Source organism: Streptacidiphilus alkalitolerans (genome assembly GCF_042511045.1).
Taxonomy (GTDB): domain Bacteria; phylum Actinomycetota; class Actinomycetes; order Streptomycetales; family Streptomycetaceae; genus Streptacidiphilus; species Streptacidiphilus alkalitolerans.
Map to the genome: position 1 here is coordinate 230,283 of NZ_JBHEZX010000012.1, position 19,173 is coordinate 249,455.

The following is a 19,173-nucleotide window of genomic DNA, read 5'->3' on the forward strand; positions in this document are numbered from 1 at the left end:
GCCCCATGTACGAGCTGAACCGGGTCCGCCTCTACTCCATCGGCCCCGCCGGTGCGCGGTACGCCGACACCGTGCTCGACCTGAGCGGTGTCGGCGACCCCGTGCCCGAGCCCGCGCCCAGCCAGCCCGGCTTCTTCGACGAGGAGCAGAGCGGTCCGCAGCGCCGCCCGGCCCCGGCCGGGGTGCTGTTCCTGGAGAACGGCGGCGGCAAGTCGGTGCTGCTCAAGCTGATCTTCTCGGTGATGCTGCCGGGCCACCGGAACACCCTGGGCGGCGCCAGCTCCGGCGTGCTGCGCAAGTTCCTGCTCGCCGACGACTGCGGCCATGTCGCCCTGGAGTGGCAGCACACCCTGACCGGCGAGACCGTGGTGGTCGGCAAGGTCAGCGAGTGGCGCGGCCGGCAGGTCTCCACCGACCCGCGCAAGTTCGCCGAGGCCTGGTACTCCTTCCGCCCCGGCCCCGGGCTCAGCCTGGACGGCCTGCCGGTCGCCGAGCGCACCACCCTGCTCCCGGCCCCGGGCCTCGACGCGCCGCCCGTGACGGCCAGAGGCCGCCGCCGCACCATGAAGGGCTTCCGGGACGCCCTCACCGAGGCCGACAAGGCCTACCCGGATCTGGACCTCAGCTGGGAGGAGGGCCACGACCGCTGGATCGAGCACCTGGGCAGCCTCGGCCTCGACCCCGAACTCTTCCGCTACCAGCGCGAGATGAACGCCGACGAGGGCGAGGCGGCCGGCCTGTTCGCGGTGAAGAGCGACGCCGACTTCACCGACCTGCTGCTGCGCGCCGTCACCGACACCCGTGACACCGACGGCCTGGCCGACCTGGTGCACGGCTTCGCCAACAAGCTCGGCCGCCGGGCCGAACTCACCGCCGAGCGCGACTTCACCTCGGGCTCGCTGGACCTGCTGCGCCGGATCGCCGAGGCCGCGGTCGCCCGTGAGTCGGTCCGGGAGATGCACCGCGCGGCCGAGCGCCGCACCCGCCGGCTGGCCCGTACCCTGGCGGCCCGGGCCGCCGCCGAGCGCGAGCGCTCCCGGGAGCTGGCGGCCCAGGTGGCCGAGGCCGGCTCCGCCGTCGCCGAGGCCGAGGACGCCCGCACCCGGCAGTCGCTGATCACCGCCGAGCTGACGCACCGTCACGCCAGCCTGGCGCTGGCCGCCGCCACCGGCACGGCGGCCGGCCTGCGCAAGGAGCTGCTGGACGCCCGCACCCTGCACTCCGCCTGGCAGGCCACCGAACTGGTGCTCCGTCACCGCGCCGCCGCCGACCGCTCGGCCCGGGTCTCCGCCGCCATCCGCGAGGCCGAGCGGGACGCCGCCCCGGCCCTCGCCGCCCGCACCCGGGCCGCCCGCGCCCTGGTCGGCGCGCTGGACACGGCCGCCGACGCCGCCGAGGCCCAGGCCGACCGGGAGGAGCAGCGCGCCGACGCGCTGCAGGCCGAGGGTGAGGCCGCCCGTCGCGACGCCACCGGCGCCACCACCGCGGCCCAGAAGGCCCGCAGCGAGACCGAGCACCTGCGCCAGCGCCTGGCCGAGGTCGAGCAGGAGACCCAGGCGGCGGTCCGCTCCGGCTGGATCGACGCCGGCAACGCCGCCCCGGACGCCGACGCCGTCGACCCGGCCCGGGCCGCGCTCGACGCCGCCGACGCCGAGCGCGACGCCACCGCCGCCTGGGAGCACGCCCGCGCCGCCGCCGAGCGCAGCGGCGCCCGGGCCCGCGAGGCCGCCGCCCGGGGCAACCGCGCCGAGCTGGCCGCCGCCCGCGCCAGCGACGCCCTCGGCGCCGCCGAGACCGTGCTGGCCGCCGAACAGGACGTGGCGGCCCGGCTCGCGGCCGAGCCGCGCGCCGCCGAACTGCTCGGGGTGCTTCCCGGCGAGCTGACCGCGGAGGCCCTGGACCGCTCGGCCGACCCGCTGCGCGAACTCCTGGACGAGTCCGTCGCCGCCGCCGAGCGCACCCTGTTCGAACTGCGCACCGCCGCCGCCGCCGACGCCCGGGTGCTGGCCGCCCTCGGCGACGGCGGCCTGCTGCCGCCGGGCCCGGACGTGCTGGCCACGGTCGAGTACCTGGGCGAGCACGGCGTGCCGGCCCTGCCCGGCTGGCGCTACCTGGCCCAGTCGGTCGACCCGGCCGACCACGAGCGGATCCTGGACGCCCGTCCGCAGCTGGTCGACGGCGTCATCGTGACCGATCCGGCCGCGCTGCAGCGGGCCCGCGAGGTGCTCTCGGCCGCCGCACTGCTGCCCCGCTCCGCCGTCGCCGTCGGTACGGCCGCCGCGCTGCTCGGCCCGGTGCCCTCGGCGCCGGAGACCTCGCAGGACCTCTTCCTGGTCCCGCCGAACCCGGCCATGCACGACGAGAACGCAGCCGACGACGAGCGCCGCCAGCTCCGCGACCGCGCCGCCGCCAGGGACGAGCAGATCCGCGCCCTGGCCGCCAGGCTGGGCACGGACCGCCTGGTCGGCGGGCGGCTGGCCTCCTGGCGGGCCCGGTGCCCCGAAGGGATACTGGCCGCCATGGCCGCCGACGCCGAGGCCGCCGCCACCGCGCTGGAACTGGCCAACGCCGAGCTGGCCGCCGCCCGTTCGGAGCACCAGGAGGCCGAGGCCGAGCACGCCGAGGTCTCCCGGCTGCGGGACGAGCGCGGCGAGGCCGCCCAGCAGGCCCGCCGCCGCGCCGACGCCCTGGCCGGGCTGGCCTTCCGGCTGCGCGAGCGGACCGGCTGGACCGGCCGGGTCCGCGAGCTCACCGAGGAGACCGCCGAGGCCGAGCAGCGCCAGCAGCAGTGCACCGAGCGCGCCCTCGCCGTCGAGGAGGACCGCCGCGCCGCCCAGCGGGCCGCCGACGACGCCCGGCGCACGGTCAGGGCACTGCGCGCCGAACGCGCCGAGCTGCCCGGCTCCGAGCTGCCCGCCTCGGAGCAGGACGCCGGGGCCGCCGCGGAGCCGCCGGCCTCGCTGCCGGCCCTGCGCGAGGCGCACCGTGCCGCCTCCCAGCTCTACGAGCAGGTGGGCGTCGGCGCCGACCTCCGCGCCGAGCAGGCCAGGGCCGAGGGCGACGAGTCCGCCGCCCGTACCGAGCTGGACCGGCTCACCAACAAGGTGCGCGTCCGCGCCGAGGAGCTGCTGAACAGCCCGGACGGCTCCGACGGCCCGGCCCGTCAGGCCGCCGCCGCCCGCGCCGAGCACCTGGTGCAGACCATCGAGACCCGGGCCTCCACCGCGAGCGAGCACCTGGGCCGGCTCCGCGGCGAGGCCGAGCGCAGCGCCCCGGTCACCGGCGAGGCGCACACCGAGCTGCCGGCCGAACTGGTCCCGGCCGACACCGGGCACGCGCAGTCGCTGCTGCGCGCGGCCACCGCCGAACTCGCCCGGCACACCGACCTGCTGGCCGCCAGCCGGTCGGTCCACGGCGAGCTGCAGCGTGCCCTGGAGACCACCCAGCACGCCGCCGCCGAGTTCGACGAGACCTCGGCCCAGCTCCGCGACGGCCTGCGGGAACCGGCCGCCGTGCCGGAGGGCGAGGAGGAGTCCCCGGCCCCCTACACCGGCACCCTGGCCGAGGCCCGGCAGACCGCGGCCGACACCCGCCGCAGCCTGCGCGCCGCCGGGGCGGAGCTCGGCGCCGCCGACCTCACCGTCCGGGACACCTCGGACGCCCTGGTCCGGCACGCCAACGCCACCCGCTTCGAGGCGGTCCGCACCCCGGCCCGGCAGCAGATCCGGGAGCTCCCCGCCGCCGCGCTGCCCGAGCACGCGGCGGCCTGGGCGGTGGCCTTCGCGCCCCGGCTGCGGGTGCTCAGCGACGAGTTGGAGCAGCTGGAGCGCAACCGCGACAGCATCGTCGACCGGCTGCGCGGCCTGGTCGAGAGCTCGCTGGCCACGCTGCGCGCCGCCCAGCGGCTGTCCCGGCTGCCGGAGGGGCTGGGGGAGTGGTCCGGCCAGGAGTTCCTGCGGATCCGCTTCGAGGACCCGGACCACGCCCTGCTCACCGAGCGCCTGGGCACGGTGATCGACGAGGCCACCCGCGCCGCCGTCCGCCGCCCCGGCGCCACCGGGGCCACCAGCGACTGGGGCCGCCGGGACGGCATCTCGCTGCTGCTGCGCGGGGTGCACGCGGCGGTCGAGCCCAAGGGCGTCGCGGTCGAGATCCTCAAGCCGGACGCGGTGCTGCGCGCCGAGCGGGTGTCGGTCAGTCAGATGTCCGACGTCTTCTCCGGTGGCCAGCTGCTCACCGCCGCCATCGCGCTGTACTGCACCATGGCCGCGCTGCGCGCCAACGACCGGGGCCAGGCCCGGCTGGCCCACGCGGGCACGCTGTTCCTCGACAACCCGATCGGCCGGGCCAACGCCACCTATCTGATCGAGCTGCAGCGTGCCGTGGCCTCGGCCCTGGGCGTCCAGCTGATCTACACCACCGGTCTGCTGGACGCCAACGCCCTGGCCGAGTTCCCGCTGATCATCCGGCTCCGCAACGACGCCGACCTGCGGGCCGGCCTCAAGTACATCTCGGTCGAGGAGCACCTGCGCCCCGGCCTGCCGGTGATCGACCCCGACGACGCGGAGATCCATGGCGCGGTCACCGCCACCCGGATGTTCCGCCGTCCCGCCGAGCAGCTGGCCGAACCGGTGGAGGTGGGCTGATCGAAAGTCAGAACACGTACCAAACAAGGAAGGTACGATCGCCACGCAGCACTGGTTGAGCACCACAGGGGAGGAACCGTGTCGCAGGACGGATCGTGGATGTCCGAGGCTGCCGAGGGCTTTCGGCCGCCCACCGACCTGCGCCCGGACATACCGCATCCGGCCCGGATCTACGACTGGCTGCTCGGCGGCAAGGACAACTTCCCGGCCGACCGCGAGGCCGGGGCCCGGATCGTCGCCGCCGACCCCGCGATGCGGGTCGCGGCCCGGGCCAACCGCGCGTTCCTGCAGCGGGCGGTCCGCCATGCCGCCGCGGAGCAGGGCGTCGACCAGTTCCTGGACATCGGCACCGGCATCCCGGCGGCCGGCAACACCCACCAGATAGCCCAGGGCGTCAACCCGCAGGCCCGGGTGATGTACGTGGACAACGACCCGATCGTGCTGACCCACGCCAGGGCGCTGATGGCGGGCCCCGGCCACGGCGAGACCCGGGTGCTCCAGGCGGACCTGCGCGAGCCCAAGCGGATCCTGGGCGACCCGGACGTCCGCGCCCTGCTGGACTTCGACCGCCCGGTGGCGCTGCTGCTGGTCGCCATCCTGCACTTCATCGCGGACGAGGACGACCCCTTCGGCATCGTCGCCGAACTCATGGCCGCGCTGGCGCCCGGCAGCCTCCTGGTGCTCAGCCACGGCACGGCGGACTTCATCTCCGCGGAGGTGGAGCGCCGGGTGACCTCGGTCTACGAGCGGAGCCCCAGGAACTCGGCCACCGGCCGCAGCCACAGCACGGTGAGCCGCTTCTTCGACGGCCTCGAACTGCTGCCGCCCGGCCTGGTCACCGCCCCGTTCTGGCACCCGGAGGAGCCGACCGCCCCCGAGGACGCCCGGCTGCCCCTCTACGCGGCAGTGGCCCGCAAGCCCTAGCCCTGCCGCCGGGGCTCACCGGGGGAGTCTCCCGCCGCGCCGCCGCTGCAGGTCCGCCTGGTAGGCGATGCCGGCGTCCAGCAGGAACCAGGTGGTGGCGAAGATCCCGACCGCGGAGGCGATCAGCCCCAGCGGGGTGTAGTCGGCGTGCGCCACCGAACCCACGATGGTGAACATCAGCGCGTTCACGGTGAACCCGAAGCCCAGCAGGCAGCGCACCCGTGCTTTGCGCGACCTGTCCGACACCCGACCTGCCACCAGCGCCCCCCGGCTCGTACCCGACCGTGGAAACCTGCCCGCTCAGGCCCCGCCCATGCCCGCGACCGCGCTTTTCGGCCACCCGGGCGTCAGGCGTCCTCGGCGTCGATCCAGCCCTTGGTGCGGTCCACCGCCTTGAGCCAGTTCCGGTACTCCCGGTCCCGGTCCTGCTCGGCCATCCGCGGGGTCCACTCCGCCTCCCGGTGCCAGTTGGCCCGCAAGGTGTCCAGATCCGGCCAGAAACCCACGGCCAGACCCGCCGCGTAGGCCGCGCCGAGAGCGGTGGTCTCGGTGACGGACGGCCGCTCCACCGGGGCGTCCAGGATGTCGGCGATGATCTGCATCAGCAGGTTGTTTCCGGTCATCCCACCGTCCACCTTGAGCGCGGTGAGGGTGACCCCGGAGTCCTTGGCCATCGCGTCCACCACCTCGCGGGTCTGCCAGGCGGTGGCCTCCAGCACCGCGCGGGCCAGGTGCCCCTTGTTGACGTAGCGGGTCAGCCCGGTGATCACCCCGCGCGCGTCGTCGCGCCAGTACGGCGCGAACAGCCCGGAGAAGGCCGGCACGATGTAGGCGCCGCCGTTGTCCTCGACCGTCGCCGCCAGGGTCTCCACCTCCGCCGAGGTGGAGATGATGCCGAGCTGGTCCCGCAGCCACTGCACCAGCGACCCGGTCACCGCGATCGATCCCTCCAGCGCGTACACCGGCTTCTGGCCGCCGATCCGGTAGGCCACCGTGGTCAGCAGCCCGTGGTACGAATTCACGGCCTTCTCACCGGTGTTGAGCAGCAGGAAGGTGCCGGTGCCATAGGTGCTCTTGGCGTCCCCGACGTCGAAGCAGGTCTGCCCGAACAGCGCCGCCTGCTGGTCCCCGAGCGCCGAGGCGACCGGCACCCCGGCCAGTTCGCCGACCGCGTGCCCGTAGACCTCGGCGGAGGAGCGGATCTCCGGCAGCAGCGCGGCCGGGATGTCCATGGACTCCAGGATCCTGGCGTCCCACTCCAGGGTGTGCAGGTTCATCAGCATGGTGCGCGAGGCATTGGTGACGTCGGTGACGTGGACGCCGCCGTCCACGCCGCCGGTGAGGTTCCAGATCACCCAGCTGTCCATGGTGCCGAACAGGATCTCCCCGGCCTCGGCCCGCTCCCGCAGCCCCTCCACGTGGTCCAGCAGCCAGCGGATCTTGGGCCCGGCGAAGTAGCTGGCCAGCGGCAGCCCGGTCTCCCGGCGGAACCGGTCCTGGCCGACGTTGCGGCCCAGCTCCCGGCACAGCGCCTCGGTGCGGGTGTCCTGCCAGACGATGGCGTTGTGCACCGGCAGGCCGGTGCTCCGGTCCCACAGCAGGGTGGTCTCGCGCTGGTTGGTGATGCCGACCGCGCGGATGTCCGCGCTGGTCAGCCCGGCCCTGGCCAGGGCCTCGGTGACCACCGAACGGACCCGGGTCCAGATCTCCGCGGCGTCGTGCTCCACCCACCCGGGCTGCGGCATGATCTGCCGGTGCTCCTGCTGCTCGACGGCCACGATCCGCCCGTCCGCGTCGAAGACGATGCAGCGGCTGGAGGTCGTGCCCTGGTCGATCGCGGCGATGTACTGACCGTCTGACGTCACAGCAGTGGTCCTCAGGTGGGAGGCGGCGAATGGGCCTCCGAGTGTGCCAGGGTCCCGGCCAGTTCCGCGATCTGCTCCGCACCCACCCGGCAGCAGCCGCCGACCAGCCGCGCCCCGGCCCGGGTCCACTCGCCGACCCGCTCCGGGTCGAAGGTCGGCGGCCCGGCCCAGCTCCCGGCCTGCGGATCCCAGCCCTCCCCGCTGTTGGGGTACACCACCACCGGCTTCCCGCTCACCGCCGCCGCCAGCTCCACCGCCGCCGCGGCCTCCTCCGGCGCGCAGCAGTTCACCCCCACCGCCAGCACCTGGTCGTTGCCGGCGGCGAGGGCGAACGCCTGCTCCAGCGACTGCCCGGCGCGGGTCCGTCCGCCGGCGACGCTGTAGGAGAGCCAGACCGGCAGGTCAAGACCCGCCACGGCGCGCAGCAGCGCCTCCGCCTCGTCCACGTCGGGCACGGTCTCCAGCGCCAGCAGGTCCGGCCCGGCCGAGGCCAGCACCTCCGCCCGCGGCCGGTGGAACCGCTCCAACTCGGCCACGCTCAGCCCGTACCGGCCCCGGTACTCCGACCCGTCGGCCAGCACCGCGCCGTACGGTCCGACCGACGCCGCCACCCAGCGGCCGGGCTCGCCCCCGGCCGCCGTCCGGGCCAGCTCCACACTGCGCCGCAGCAGCCCCTCGGCCTGCTCCCGCCCGATCCCGACCCGCTGGTACCCGGTGAAGCTCGCCTGGTAGCTCGCGGTGATCGCCACCTGGGCCCCGGCCGCGAAGTAGGCCCGGTGCACCGCCGACACCGCCTCGGGCGCGTCCGCGAGCAGCCGGGCCGACCACAGCGCGTCGGACAGGTCGTAGCCGGCCGCCTCCAGCTGGTTCGACATCCCGCCGTCCAGCACCAGCACGCCCTCGGCGAGCGCCGCGACCAGCGAGGCGGGGGAGTGGGCGGTACTGGTCATCGGCGGTGCCTCCGGTGCGGACGTGCGGCAGTCCGGCAACCCTACGTCGTCACGGCCGCAACCTCGCGGCGGCTACCGGACCGGGCCGAGTAGCGCCCCGCCGTCCACCGGCAGCACCACGCCGGTGGTGAAGCCGTTCTCGACCAGGTACACGATGGCGTGCGCCACCTCCTCCGGACGCCCGGGCCGGCCCAGGGCGGTGCTCGCGCAGGCCCCGTTCAGCGTCTCCTGCCGGACCTCCTCGGGCACCCAGTCCCACCACGGCGTGTCGATCACGCCGGGCGACACCGCGTTGACCCGCCGCGGCGCCAGCTCCGCGGCCAGCACCCGGGCCGCCTGCTCCACCGCCGCGTTCGTCGAGCCCAGCGCCACCAGCCCGGCACCGCTGAGCTTCGAGCTCACCGCGCCCAGCAGGGTGACCGAGCCGTCCGCCCGCAGGGTGCCGAGGGCGGCCCTGACCGTCAGCAGATGCGGGATCAGCTTCCCCTCGCTGTGCCGCCTGAGCTCCGCCGCGCTGAGGTCCAGCAGCGAGGTGACGCCGCCGTGCACGGAGACCGTCACCACCAGGTGGTCGAACGGGCCCACCTCGGCGAAGAAGCTTTCGAGCTGCTGCTCGTCGGCCGCGTCCACGACCCGTCCGGTCACCCCGCGGTCCTTCAACTGCCGCAGTGCGGAGTCCAACCGCTGCTCGTCGCGCCCGGCGACGACCACCTCGTACCCGCGGCCGAGCAGCTGCTCCGCCGCGGCCAGTCCGATGCCGGACGTTCCACCGATGACCACTACACGCTCGGACATCTTCTCCCCATCCCTTCCAGCGGCCCTCTTTACGAGTCACTGTGCCTCGATTATGTATCGAGGCAGCGTGTCTTGTAAAGTCCGACCATGACGCCCCCGCCCCCCGAGTCGCCCGCCCTCGGTCGCCCCCGCAGCGAGTCCGCCCGCCGCGCGATCCTGGACGCGGCCACCGCCCTCGCCGTCCGCGACGGCTACACCGCGATCACCATCAAGGGCATCGCCGAGGCGGCCGGCGTCGGCCGGCAGACGGTCTACCGCTGGTGGCCCACCCGGGGCGCGGTGCTGCTGGAGGCGCTCGCCGAGATCGGCGCGGCCCACGTCCTGCCCGCCCCCACCGCGGACCCGCGCGCCGACCTGCGCGCCTTCCTGGACGACACCTTCACCCTCGCCGCCAAGAAGCCGCTGGCCAACGTGCTCATCGGGGTCACCGCCGATGCCGTCGCGGACCCGGAGCTGGCCGCCGCCCGCCGCGGCTACATCGCCGGCCGCCGCACCCTGCTCCGTACCGCGCTGGAGCGCTGCGGCGACACCTGGCGGGTGCCGGTGGAGACCGTGGTCGACATGGTCTTCGGCGCCATGTGGTACCGCCTGATGAACGAGCACGCCGAGGTCGGCCCGGCCTTCACGGACGAGCTGCTGCCCGCGCTGGACGCGCTCTCCCGCGACTGAAGCGAATTCCCTGGATCGAGGCAGCGTTGTGCGCTAAGTTGTTCTCAGTTAGAGAAGTACTCACTCGGAGAACAACCAATCGGAGCGCCCATGCCGTCCCAGAGCCCGCGCCAGGACCCGCTGGACGAGCAGGCCTGGCTGGACGCCTACGACCCGCACGCCTTCGCCCCGGTCGCGGTCACCGTCGACATCGTCGCGCTGACCCTGCGTCAGCAGCAGCTGCACGTCCTGCTGGTGCAGCGCGCGGCCCCGCCGTTCCAGGGCAGCTGGGCCCTCCCCGGCGGCTTCGTCCGGGCCGGCCAGGAGGACCTGGACCAGGCCGCCGCCCGCGAACTCGCCGAGGAGACGGCCGTCGACACCGCGGCCCTGCGCCGGGTCCACCTGGAGCAGCTGGGCTCCTTCGGCGCCCCGGCCCGCGACCCGCGGATGCATGTGGTCTCGGTCGCCTACCTGGCCTTCGCCCCTGACCTGCCCACCCCCAGGGCCGGAACCGACGCTGCTGCTGCCGCGTGGATCCCGGTGTCCTCCCTCGAACCGGTCGCCGGACCCCACAGGGGAGGGCCCGGCGACCCCAGCACCACCCGCACTCGCGTTGACTTGGCCTTCGACCACGGCGCGCTCCTCACCGCCGCCCTGGACCGGGCCAGGTCCAAGCTGGAGTACACCCCGCTCGCCACCGCCTTCCTGGACCGCGAGTTCACCATCTCCGACCTCCGCGCCGTCTACGAGGAGATCTGGGGCGAGAAGCTCCACCCCGGCAACTTCCACCGCAAGGTGCTCTCGGTGCCCGGCTTCGTGGAGGGCACCGGCCGCACCACCGCCCACGGCGGCTCCCGGGGCGGACCCCGGCCCCGCCTCTACCGGCGCGGCGACGCCCGCCTGCTCCACCCGGCACTGCTCCGTCCCGATCGCGAGGAGGCCATACGTTGACGTCCCGGCCCCCGGCCCGGCCCCGCAGCTTCGACGAGGCCCTCGCCGCTGTCACCAACGCCACCACCCCGGCCGAGCTGTTCGGCACCGACCCGCTCGCCGCCGGCCGCCGCCACCGCTACCTGGTGCGCCTGCTGCACCCCGACACCGCACCGCCCGGCCGCGCCGCCGAGGCCACCGCCGCCTGTGCCGCGCTGAACGCCCTGAACGACGCCCGTACCGCCGCCTCGGCCCCGCCCCCGGACACGCTGACCACCCCGCACCACCGCTACCGCACCGGCCCGGTGCAGGCCACGGGCGACCTCGCCGTGCTCCGCCGGGCTCACGCCGCACCCCACCGCGACCCGTACACCGAGCTCGACGTCCTGCTCAAGATCCCGCGCTCGCCCGCCGACAACGACCTGATCGCCCGTGAGGCCACCGCGCTGACCCGGCTGGCCCGGCACGGCGACCCCCGCTTCCACGCCTACGCCCCGACCCTGGTCGAGACCTTCCGCTACACCGAGACAGCAGGCCCCGGCGGCCCCGGCGCCAAGGGCCCCGGTGCGGTGCGCCAGGTCAACGCCCTCACCCGGCTGGACGGCTTCCGTCCGCTGACCGACCTGGCCGCCGCCTGGCCGGAGGGCGTCGACCCCCGGGACGCCGCCTGGATCTGGCGCCGACTGCTGGTCGCCCTCGGCTACGCGCACCGGGCCGGCGTCCGGCACGGCGCGGTGCTGCCCGAGCACGTGCTGATCCATCCGGACCTGCACGGGCTGGTCCTGGTCGACTGGTGCTACTCCGTCAGCGGTGCCCCGGCACCGCTGCCCGCACTGGTCGAACGCCACCGCGACCGCTACCCGCCCGAGGTCCTGGCCCGCGAACCCGCCACCGAGGCCACCGACCTGCACATGGCCAGCCTGTGCATGGCCGGGCTGATGGGCGACCGGATCCCGCTCGCACTGCGTGCCTTCGTCATCGGCAGCACCCTCCCGGAGGAGCGCCGCCGCCCGCACGACGCCTGGCGGCTGCTCACCGAGCTCGACGACCTGCTCGACCGCCTCTACGGCCCCCGCACCTTCCGCCCGCTCCACCTCCCCAGCTGACGCACCCTCACCTGATTCACCATCACAAGGAGTTCCCGATGGGAAGCGGTTCCTGGTCCACCAATGTCTACGACGCCGCCGCGAGTTACCGCGCGGCCACCGGCGCCGACCCCTTCGACTACAGCTCCCGCGCCCGCAGCGGCCCCCGGAGCGACTGGAAGGCCCACCCCTCGCTCGACCCCAAGGGCATCGGCGTCCGGGAGAGCCGGGACTCCGACGAGCACCCCAACTCCCTTGCCATATCCGTGCTCTTCGACGTCACCGGCTCGATGCAGTCGGTGCCGCGCACCCTGCAGACCAAGCTGCCCGAGCTCTTCGGCCTGCTGCTGCGCAAGGGCTACACCCAGGACCCGCAGATCCTCTTCGGCGCGGTGGGCGACGCCACCTGCGACCGGGTCCCGCTCCAGCTCGGCCAGTTCGAGTCCGACAACCGGATGGACGACGACCTCGGCAACATCTTCCTGGAGGGCGGCGGAGGCGGTCAGATGACCGAGTCCTACGAACTCGCCATGTACGCCATGGCCCGGCACACCTCCCTCGACTGCCACGAGAAGCGCGGTCGCCGCGGCTACCTCTTCCTGATCGGTGACGAACTCCCGTACGGGAAGGTCAAGGCCCGCGAGGTGCGCGAGGTGATCGGCGACAAGCTCACCGAGGACATCCCGCTCGCCACCCTGCTGCCGGAGCTGCAGCAGAAGTTCGACGTCTACTACATCCTCCCGGCCGGCACCGCCTACTCCGGCAACGCCAAGGTGCTCGACCCCTGGCGCAAGCTGCTCGGCCAGAACGTGCTGGAACTGGACGACCTGGACGCGGTCTGCGAGACCATCGCGCTCACCATCGGCCTCGGCGAGGAGGCCATCGACCTGCAGGAAGGGCTGGAGGACCTCGCCGACATCGGCTCCAGCTCGGCCGGATCCGTCGGCAAGGCCCTGGCCGCCGTCGCCCGCCGGCACAGCCCGGCCACCGTGGCCGGCAGCTCGCTGCTCGGCGACGACCCGGCAGCCGGCACCCCGGGAACGACCCGACTGTGAACGGTGGCGTGGCTATGAACGGCACGGGCCCCTCCCACACCGTCGTGGTCGACCTCGGCTACGGCGACGCCGGCAAGGGCAGCGTGGTGGACCACCTCTGCCGCAGCACCGAAGTGCACACCGTGGTCCGCTTCAACGGCGGCGCCCAGGCGGCCCACAACGTGGTCGCCCCGGACGGCCGGCACCACACCTTCGCCCAGTTCGGCTCGGGCAGCCTGGTGCCGGGCGTCCGCACCCACCTGTCCCGGTTCATGCTGGTGGACCCGCTGGCGCTGGCCACCGAGGCCGCCCACCTGCGCGGCCTCGGCGTCGCCGACCCGCTCGCCCGGCTCACCGTCGACCGCCGCGCCCTGCTCACCACCCCGTACCACGCCGCCGCCAACCGGATCAGGGAGACCGCCAGGGGCCGGGCCAGGCACGGCTCCTGCGGGGTCGGCGTGGGGGAGACCGCCGCCTACGCCCTGGCCCACCCCGAGGACGCGCCCACCGCGGGCGACTGCACCAGCCCGTCCCGGCTGCTCACCGTCCTCGCCCGGCTCCGCGAGCGGCTCACCGCCGACCTCGGCCTGTCCGAGCCGCTCGGCCCGCCCCCGGCCGACTGCGCCGCCGCCTTCCGGGCCTTCGCCGACCACACCACCCTTACCGACGACAGCTACCTGCCCCGGTTGCTCCGCAGCGTCCGCACCGTCTTCGAGGGCGCCCAGGGCGTGCTGCTGGACGAGTGGCACGGATTCCACCCCTACACCACCTGGTCCACCACCACCTTCGCCAACGCCGAGACCCTGATCGCCGAGGCCGGCGCCGACCCGGCGCAGCGCCTCGGCGTGCTCCGCAGCTACACCACCCGGCACGGCCCGGGACCCATGGTCACCGAGGACCCGGCCCTCGCCGCCGCCCTCCCCGAACCCCACAACGGCCACGGCCGTTGGCAGGGCGCCTTCCGGCTGGGCCACTTCGACGCCGTCGCGCACCGCTACGCCCTCGCCGCCTGCGGCGGAGCCGACGCCCTGGCCCTCACCCACCTGGACACGCCGGCCCGCTTCCGCTACCTCTCCCTCTGCGAGACCTACGACCTGGACGGCGACCAGCTCACCGAGCTGCCACCGGCCGTCCCCGGCGACCTGGACCGGCAGCTGCGGCTGACCGTGGCGCTGCTCCGGGCCCGCCCCGGCCGCACCCGCACCCCGGGGCCGGACCCCCGCGCCTGGACCGAGGCGGTCGAGGAGAGCCTCGGCACCCCGGTGCGGCTCACTTCCTACGGCCCGCGCTCCACCGACAAACACCTGCTCACCCCGGCCCCGGCGGTCTTGGCGCAACGCCGGTCCGCATGAAAGATTCCTCTCTGGCAACGAAGCCGCACCGCCGGAGGCCCCCATGAGCAGCGCAGACCCATCCGCCACCCCCCTCTGGGAGCCCGACCCGGCCCGTGCCGCCGCGAGCAACCTCGCCCGGTTCCAACGCTGGGCCGTCGAGCACCACGGCGCGCCCGACGGCGACTACGCGGCCCTGCACCACTGGTCCGTGGACCACCTGGACCGCTTCTGGACCGCCGTCACCGAGTGGTTCGACGTCCGCTTCAGCACCCCTCCCAGCGCGGCCCTCGCCGACGACTCGATGCCCGGCGCGGTCTGGTTCCCCGGCTCCCGCCTCAACTACGCCGAGCACGCCCTGCGCCACGGCGAGGACCCGGCCCACGCCGACACCCCGGCGATCCTGCACCTGGACGAGGTCGACCCCGAGCCGTCCGTCCTCACCTGGTCGGAACTGCGCCGGCAGGTCGGCTCACTGGCCGCCGAACTCCGCCGCCTCGGCGTCCGGCCCGGCGACCGGGTCAGCGGCTACGTCCCCAACATCCCGCAGGCCGCCGTCGCCCTGCTCGCCACCGCCGCCGTCGGCGCGATCTGGACCTCCTGCGCCCCGGACTTCGGCGCCCGCAGCGTGCTCGACCGCTTCCAGCAACTGGAACCCGTGGTCCTCTTCGCCGTCGACGGCTACCGCTACGGCGGCAAGGTGCACAACCGCGCCGACACCGTCGCCGAGCTGCGCCGCGAACTCCCCTCGCTGCGCCAGGTGGTGCACATCCCGCTGCTGGGCACCCCGGCCCCCGCCGACACCCTGACCTGGGACTCGCTGCTGAGCACCCCCCAGGAGCCGGTCTTCGACCAACTCCCCTTCGACCACCCGCTCTGGGTGCTCTACTCCTCCGGCACCACCGGCCTGCCCAAGGCCATCGTCCAGGGCCACGGCGGCATCGTGGTCGAGCACCTGAAGCAGGCCGGGCTGCAGCTCGACCTCGGCCCCGAGGACCGCTTCTTCTGGTACACCTCCACCGGCTGGATGATGTGGAACTTCCTGCTGGCGGGCCTGCTCGTGGGCGCGAGCATCGTCACTTACGACGGCAGCCCCGGCTACCCGGACACCGCCGCCCAGTGGCACATCGCCGAACGCGCCGAGGTCACCGTCTACGGGACCTCCGCCGCCTACATCACCGCCTGCGCCAAGGCCGGTGTCCACCCGTCCCGCGACCTCGACCTCTCCCGGCTCCGCGCCATCGGCACCACCGGCTCCCCGCTCCCGCCGGACGGCTTCCGCTGGATCTACGAGCAGGTCAGCCCGGACATCTGGCTCGCCAGCGTCAGCGGCGGCACCGACCTCTGCAGCTGCTTCGTCGGCGGCGCCCCCACCCTCCCGGTGTACCTCGGCGAGATCCAGGCCCCCAGCCTGGGCGCCGCCGTCGAGTCCTGGGACGTGGACGGCAAAGCGGTCATCGACCAGGTCGGCGAACTCGTCTGCACCAAGCCGATCCCGTCCATGCCGCTGTACTTCTGGAACGACCCGGACGGCGCCCGGCTGCACGCCAGCTACTTCGACACCTACCCCGGCGTCTGGCGGCACGGCGACTGGATCACCGTCACCCCGCGCGGCACGGTGGTCATCCACGGCCGCTCCGACTCCACCCTCAACCGCCAGGGCGTCCGGATGGGCTCCGCCGACATCTACGAGGTCGTCGAACGCCTGCCGCAGATCCGGGAATCCCTGGTCATCGGCCTGGAGCAGCCCGACGGCGGCTACTGGATGCCGCTCTTCGTGGTCCTCGCCGACGGCGCCGCCCTGGACGACGAGCTGCGCGCCGCCGTCCGCGGCTCGCTGCGCGACCAGCTGTCGCCCCGGCACGTGCCCGACGAGATCATCACCGTCCCGGCCCTGCCGCACACCCTGACCGGCAAGCGGCTGGAGGTCCCGATCAAGCGGATCCTCGGCGGCACCCCGCCGGCCCAGGCCGTCAACCCCGGCTCCCTGGACGACCCCGCCGCGCTCGCCCCGTTCCTGGAACTGGCCCGCGCCCGCGCCGAAGCCCACGCAGACAACGCCGAAGGGGCCGCCCACCGCACCGGTGAGTGACCCCTCCGCCCGTCCCGCCCGCTACCCGCCCGGGTTACTCCCCGGACAGCACCTGGTTCGCCGCCGCCCTGGCCTCGTCGGCCGTGTCGGTCGCCCGCGCGGCGGCGGCGGCCCGGGTGCACTGCGCCAAGGTGTACTTCGCCAGGGTGGCCCGGACATAGGGGATCGCGCTCGCCCCCATCGACAGGCTGGTCACCCCGAGCCCGGTGAGCACGCAGGCCAGCACCGGGTCGGCCGCCGCCTCCCCGCACACGCCGCAGCTCTTGCCGGTCGCCTTGGCCGCGGTCGCCGCCATGGCGATCAGGTCGAGCAGGGCGGGCTGCCAGGAGTCCTGCAGCCGCGCCAGCGAGCCGACCTGGCGGTCCGCCGCAAAGGTGTACTGGGCCAGGTCGTTGGTGCCCAGCGAGAGGAACTCGACCTCCTGCAGGATCGACCGTGCCCGCAGCGCGGCCGAGGGGATCTCCACCATCGCGCCGAACTTCGCCGACAGCCCGGCCGTCCGGCAGGCGTCCGCGAACGCCTTGGCGTCGATCCGGTCCGCCACCATCGGGGCCATGACCTCCAGGTAGACCGGCAGCCCGGCCACCGCCTTGGCCAGCGCCCGCAGTTGGGTCTGCATCACCTCGGGGTGGTCGAGCAGGCTGCGCAGCCCGCGCACGCCCAGCGCCGGGTTGGGCTCGTCGCCCGGGGTCATGAAGTCCAGCGGCTTGTCCGCGCCCGCGTCCAGCACCCGGACCACGACCCGACCCTCCGGGAACGCCTCCAGCACCTTCCGGTACGCCGCGACCTGCGCCTCCTCCGAAGGAGCCGTGGTCGAGTCGTCCAGGAACAGGAACTCGGTGCGGAACAGCCCGACGCCCTCCGCCCCGGCGGCCACTGCGGCCGGCACGTCCGCGGGACCGCCGATGTTGGCGAGCAGCGGCACCCGGTAGCCGTCCGAGGTCTGCCCGGGACCGGTCGACGCCGACAGCGCGGCCTTCCGCTCGGCGGCCAGCTGCCGCCACTCCTGCTGCTTCTCCTCGGAGGGATCCACCAGGATCTCCCCGGTGCTCCCGTCCACCGCTACCACGACGCCCTCGGCCATCCGGGTGGCGCCCGGCATGGCGACCACGGCCGGCACCCCCAGCGCCCGCGCCAGGATCGCGCTGTGGCTGGTCGGCCCGCCCTCCTCGGTGACGAAGCCGAGCACCAGCGTCGGGTCGAGCAGCGCGGTGTCGGCGGGCGCGAGGTCCCTTGCGATCAGCACATAGGGCTCGTCGCTGTCCGGAACCCCCGGCATCGGCACCCCCATCAGCCGCGCCACGATCCGGTTCCGCACATCGTCGAGGTCGGCGACCCGCCCGGCCAGGTAGTCGCCCGCGTTGGCGAGCAGCGCCCGGTAGGAGGCGAAGGCGTCGTAGACAGCACGCTCGGCCGTGCTGCCGACGGTGATCCGCCGCTCGACGTCCGACATCAGCTCGGGGTCGAGCGCCATCAGCGACTGCGCCTCAAGCACCGCCTGGGCCTCGCCGCCGGCCAGATTGCCGCGCGCCTGCAGGTCAGCGGCCACAGCCTCGACCGCCTGCCGGGCCCGCGCCTGCTCGCGCGGGGCCTCCTCGGTCGGCGTCTGCCGCGCCAACGGCTCGAGCACCGCCGTGCCCATATGCCGAACCTGTCCGATCGCGACCCCGTGGCTCACACCCACGCCGCGCAGCGTCTCTGTCATTTCACCGGTCTCCGCTCGGGTTGCCTGCTCCGCATTACTTCCAGGTGAAGAGGTCGTCCCCGACCGCCACCTCACCCGACTCCTGCACCGCGCTCAACTGCTCCGGCGAAGCCTCCAGCGCCACGATCGGGCAGATCGGCGACTTCCCGGCCGCCTCCACCGCGGCCGGGTCCCACCGGATCACCGGCTGCCCCTGCTTCACACTGTCCCCCTTGCTCACCAGCAGTTCGAAGCCGGCGCCGTTCAGCTGAACGGTGTCGATCCCGAGGTGCACCAGTACCCCGTGCCCGTGCTCGTCGATGACGACAAAGGCATGCGGGTGCATGGAGACCACGGTCCCGCCCACCGGAGCCACAGCGTCCCCGGGCTCCCGCACCGGGTCGATCGCCGTACCCGGCCCGACCATCGCCCCGGCGAACACCGGGTCAGGCACGGCGGCGAGTCCGATCGCCCGTCCAGCCAGGGGGGACGTCACTGTCGTCATACTCAGCCTCCATCGCGGCAAAAACGGCGCTCGTACGGACAATCAGGATCAGCCTAAATCAAGTCAACTTAGGACACTTCGCAGCCGCGCCCGTCAGGGCCGAAGCCCACGTACGTGCTGGTTTGCTCCGTCAAGCACAGGCATGTAACGTTGGCGACCTGCCCACCGCAACCTGCATGGCTGCGGCGTGTCGGCGGCAAGCCCATTCGGAGTAGCAAGCACAATGCGCTACGGTTTGAGCCTGCCCGGGAATGCGAAGGGCGGCCGGAATTCAAACCGGTGCTGACCAGGTAAAACGGTCTGCTAAGCTTTGAAACAGAACGAAGCGCCCGGAGGGTCGGTGTGAAAGCCGCCTGAAGGAAGTGTCCGTTCCTTGAGAACTCAACAGCGTGCCAAAAGTCAACGCCAAATGTTGATACCCCGTCCAGCCGCTTTTGTGGTGGTTGGTCGTGGTTCCTTTGGGAAAAAATAGAGTAGTAAACACTAGCGAGGACGCAGTGCACAGGGTCGGCTATTCCGCTGGCTGCTGTGCCGCTCAACGCGGGTGTGTTCCCGATTACGGGATGACATTCACGGAGAGTTTGATCCTGGCTCAGGACGAACGCTGGCGGCGTGCTTAACACATGCAAGTCGAACGGTGAAGCCCTTCGGGGTGGATCAGTGGCGAACGGGTGAGTAACACGT

14 protein-coding genes and 1 rRNA gene are annotated in these 19,173 nt (G+C 73.8%); 9 read left to right on the forward strand and 6 right to left on the reverse strand.

Translation table 11 applies throughout. From position 1 onward, the window contains the following. Window positions 1-5 precede the first annotated feature (5 nt). Both ACEZDG_RS25960 and ACEZDG_RS25965 read left to right on the forward strand, forming a co-directional pair. The gene (locus ACEZDG_RS25960; RefSeq protein ID WP_380513664.1) at window positions 6-4,646 is read left to right on the forward strand and encodes a hypothetical protein; all 4,641 of its coding nucleotides are present in this window, start codon (window positions 6-8) and stop codon (window positions 4,644-4,646) included. A 99-nt stretch (window positions 4,647-4,745) separates the two neighbouring features. Then, a complete protein-coding gene (locus ACEZDG_RS25965; protein WP_380513666.1) occupies window positions 4,746-5,570 on the forward strand; it encodes an SAM-dependent methyltransferase in 825 nt (274 codons plus the stop codon). A gap of 15 nt (window positions 5,571-5,585) precedes the next feature. Here ACEZDG_RS25965 and ACEZDG_RS25970 read toward each other — a convergent pair whose 3' ends face one another. From ACEZDG_RS25970 to ACEZDG_RS25985, 4 genes are all read right to left on the reverse strand, one after another. Next, complete coding sequence (locus ACEZDG_RS25970) at window positions 5,586-5,816, reverse strand: hypothetical protein (protein WP_380513667.1); 231 nt, start codon at window positions 5,814-5,816, stop codon at window positions 5,586-5,588. A 101-nt stretch (window positions 5,817-5,917) separates the two neighbouring features. Beyond that, on the reverse strand, window positions 5,918-7,435 hold the full coding sequence (glpK, locus tag ACEZDG_RS25975; protein ID WP_380513669.1) for a glycerol kinase GlpK: 1,518 nt from the start codon (window positions 7,433-7,435) through the stop codon (window positions 5,918-5,920). An 11-nt stretch (window positions 7,436-7,446) separates the two neighbouring features. Further along, window positions 7,447-8,385: a homocysteine S-methyltransferase gene (mmuM, locus tag ACEZDG_RS25980; protein ID WP_380513670.1), complete on the reverse strand. Its 939-nt coding sequence runs from the start codon at window positions 8,383-8,385 to the stop codon at window positions 7,447-7,449. 72 nt (window positions 8,386-8,457) lie between these two features. Continuing rightward, the gene (locus ACEZDG_RS25985; RefSeq protein ID WP_380513672.1) at window positions 8,458-9,180 is read right to left on the reverse strand and encodes an SDR family oxidoreductase; all 723 of its coding nucleotides are present in this window, start codon (window positions 9,178-9,180) and stop codon (window positions 8,458-8,460) included. A gap of 87 nt (window positions 9,181-9,267) precedes the next feature. Between ACEZDG_RS25985 and ACEZDG_RS25990 the strand changes: the two genes are divergently transcribed. The 6 genes from ACEZDG_RS25990 to ACEZDG_RS26015 all read left to right on the forward strand — a co-directional run bounded on the left by ACEZDG_RS25990 (window position 9,268) and on the right by ACEZDG_RS26015 (window position 16,300). Next, window positions 9,268-9,849 (forward strand): TetR/AcrR family transcriptional regulator, encoded by a 582-nt coding sequence (locus tag ACEZDG_RS25990; protein ID WP_380513674.1) that lies wholly within the window; start codon window positions 9,268-9,270, stop codon window positions 9,847-9,849. Between the two features lie 90 nt (window positions 9,850-9,939). After that, window positions 9,940-10,779, forward strand: a complete 840-nt coding sequence (locus tag ACEZDG_RS25995) for an NUDIX hydrolase (protein ID WP_380513675.1) — start codon at window positions 9,940-9,942, stop codon at window positions 10,777-10,779. Further along, window positions 10,776-11,864, forward strand: coding sequence for a molecular chaperone DnaJ (locus tag ACEZDG_RS26000; protein WP_380513676.1), 1,089 nt, complete (start codon window positions 10,776-10,778; stop codon window positions 11,862-11,864). Before ACEZDG_RS25995 ends, ACEZDG_RS26000 begins: the two co-directional genes overlap by 4 nt. Before the next feature lie 38 nt (window positions 11,865-11,902). Continuing rightward, complete coding sequence (locus ACEZDG_RS26005; protein WP_380513677.1) at window positions 11,903-12,898, forward strand: hypothetical protein; 996 nt, start codon at window positions 11,903-11,905, stop codon at window positions 12,896-12,898. A gap of 14 nt (window positions 12,899-12,912) precedes the next feature. Then, window positions 12,913-14,229, forward strand: coding sequence for an adenylosuccinate synthetase (locus ACEZDG_RS26010; RefSeq protein ID WP_380513678.1), 1,317 nt, complete (start codon window positions 12,913-12,915; stop codon window positions 14,227-14,229). 43 nt (window positions 14,230-14,272) lie between these two features. Beyond that, entirely contained in the window at window positions 14,273-16,300 is a 2,028-nt protein-coding gene (locus tag ACEZDG_RS26015; RefSeq protein WP_380513680.1) for an acetoacetate--CoA ligase, read from the forward strand. 34 nt (window positions 16,301-16,334) lie between these two features. Here ACEZDG_RS26015 and ptsP read toward each other — a convergent pair whose 3' ends face one another. Together ptsP and ACEZDG_RS26025 are read right to left on the reverse strand one after the other, a co-directional pair. Next, window positions 16,335-18,005 (reverse strand): phosphoenolpyruvate--protein phosphotransferase, encoded by a 1,671-nt coding sequence (ptsP, locus tag ACEZDG_RS26020; RefSeq protein ID WP_380513682.1) that lies wholly within the window; start codon window positions 18,003-18,005, stop codon window positions 16,335-16,337. Window positions 18,006-18,039: 34 nt separating this feature from the next. Next, on the reverse strand, window positions 18,040-18,489 hold the full coding sequence (locus ACEZDG_RS26025) for a PTS sugar transporter subunit IIA (protein ID WP_380513683.1): 450 nt from the start codon (window positions 18,487-18,489) through the stop codon (window positions 18,040-18,042). Between the two features lie 569 nt (window positions 18,490-19,058). Here ACEZDG_RS26025 and ACEZDG_RS26030 point away from each other — a divergent pair. Next, window positions 19,059-19,173 (forward strand): 16S ribosomal RNA (locus ACEZDG_RS26030); the annotation flags it as partial.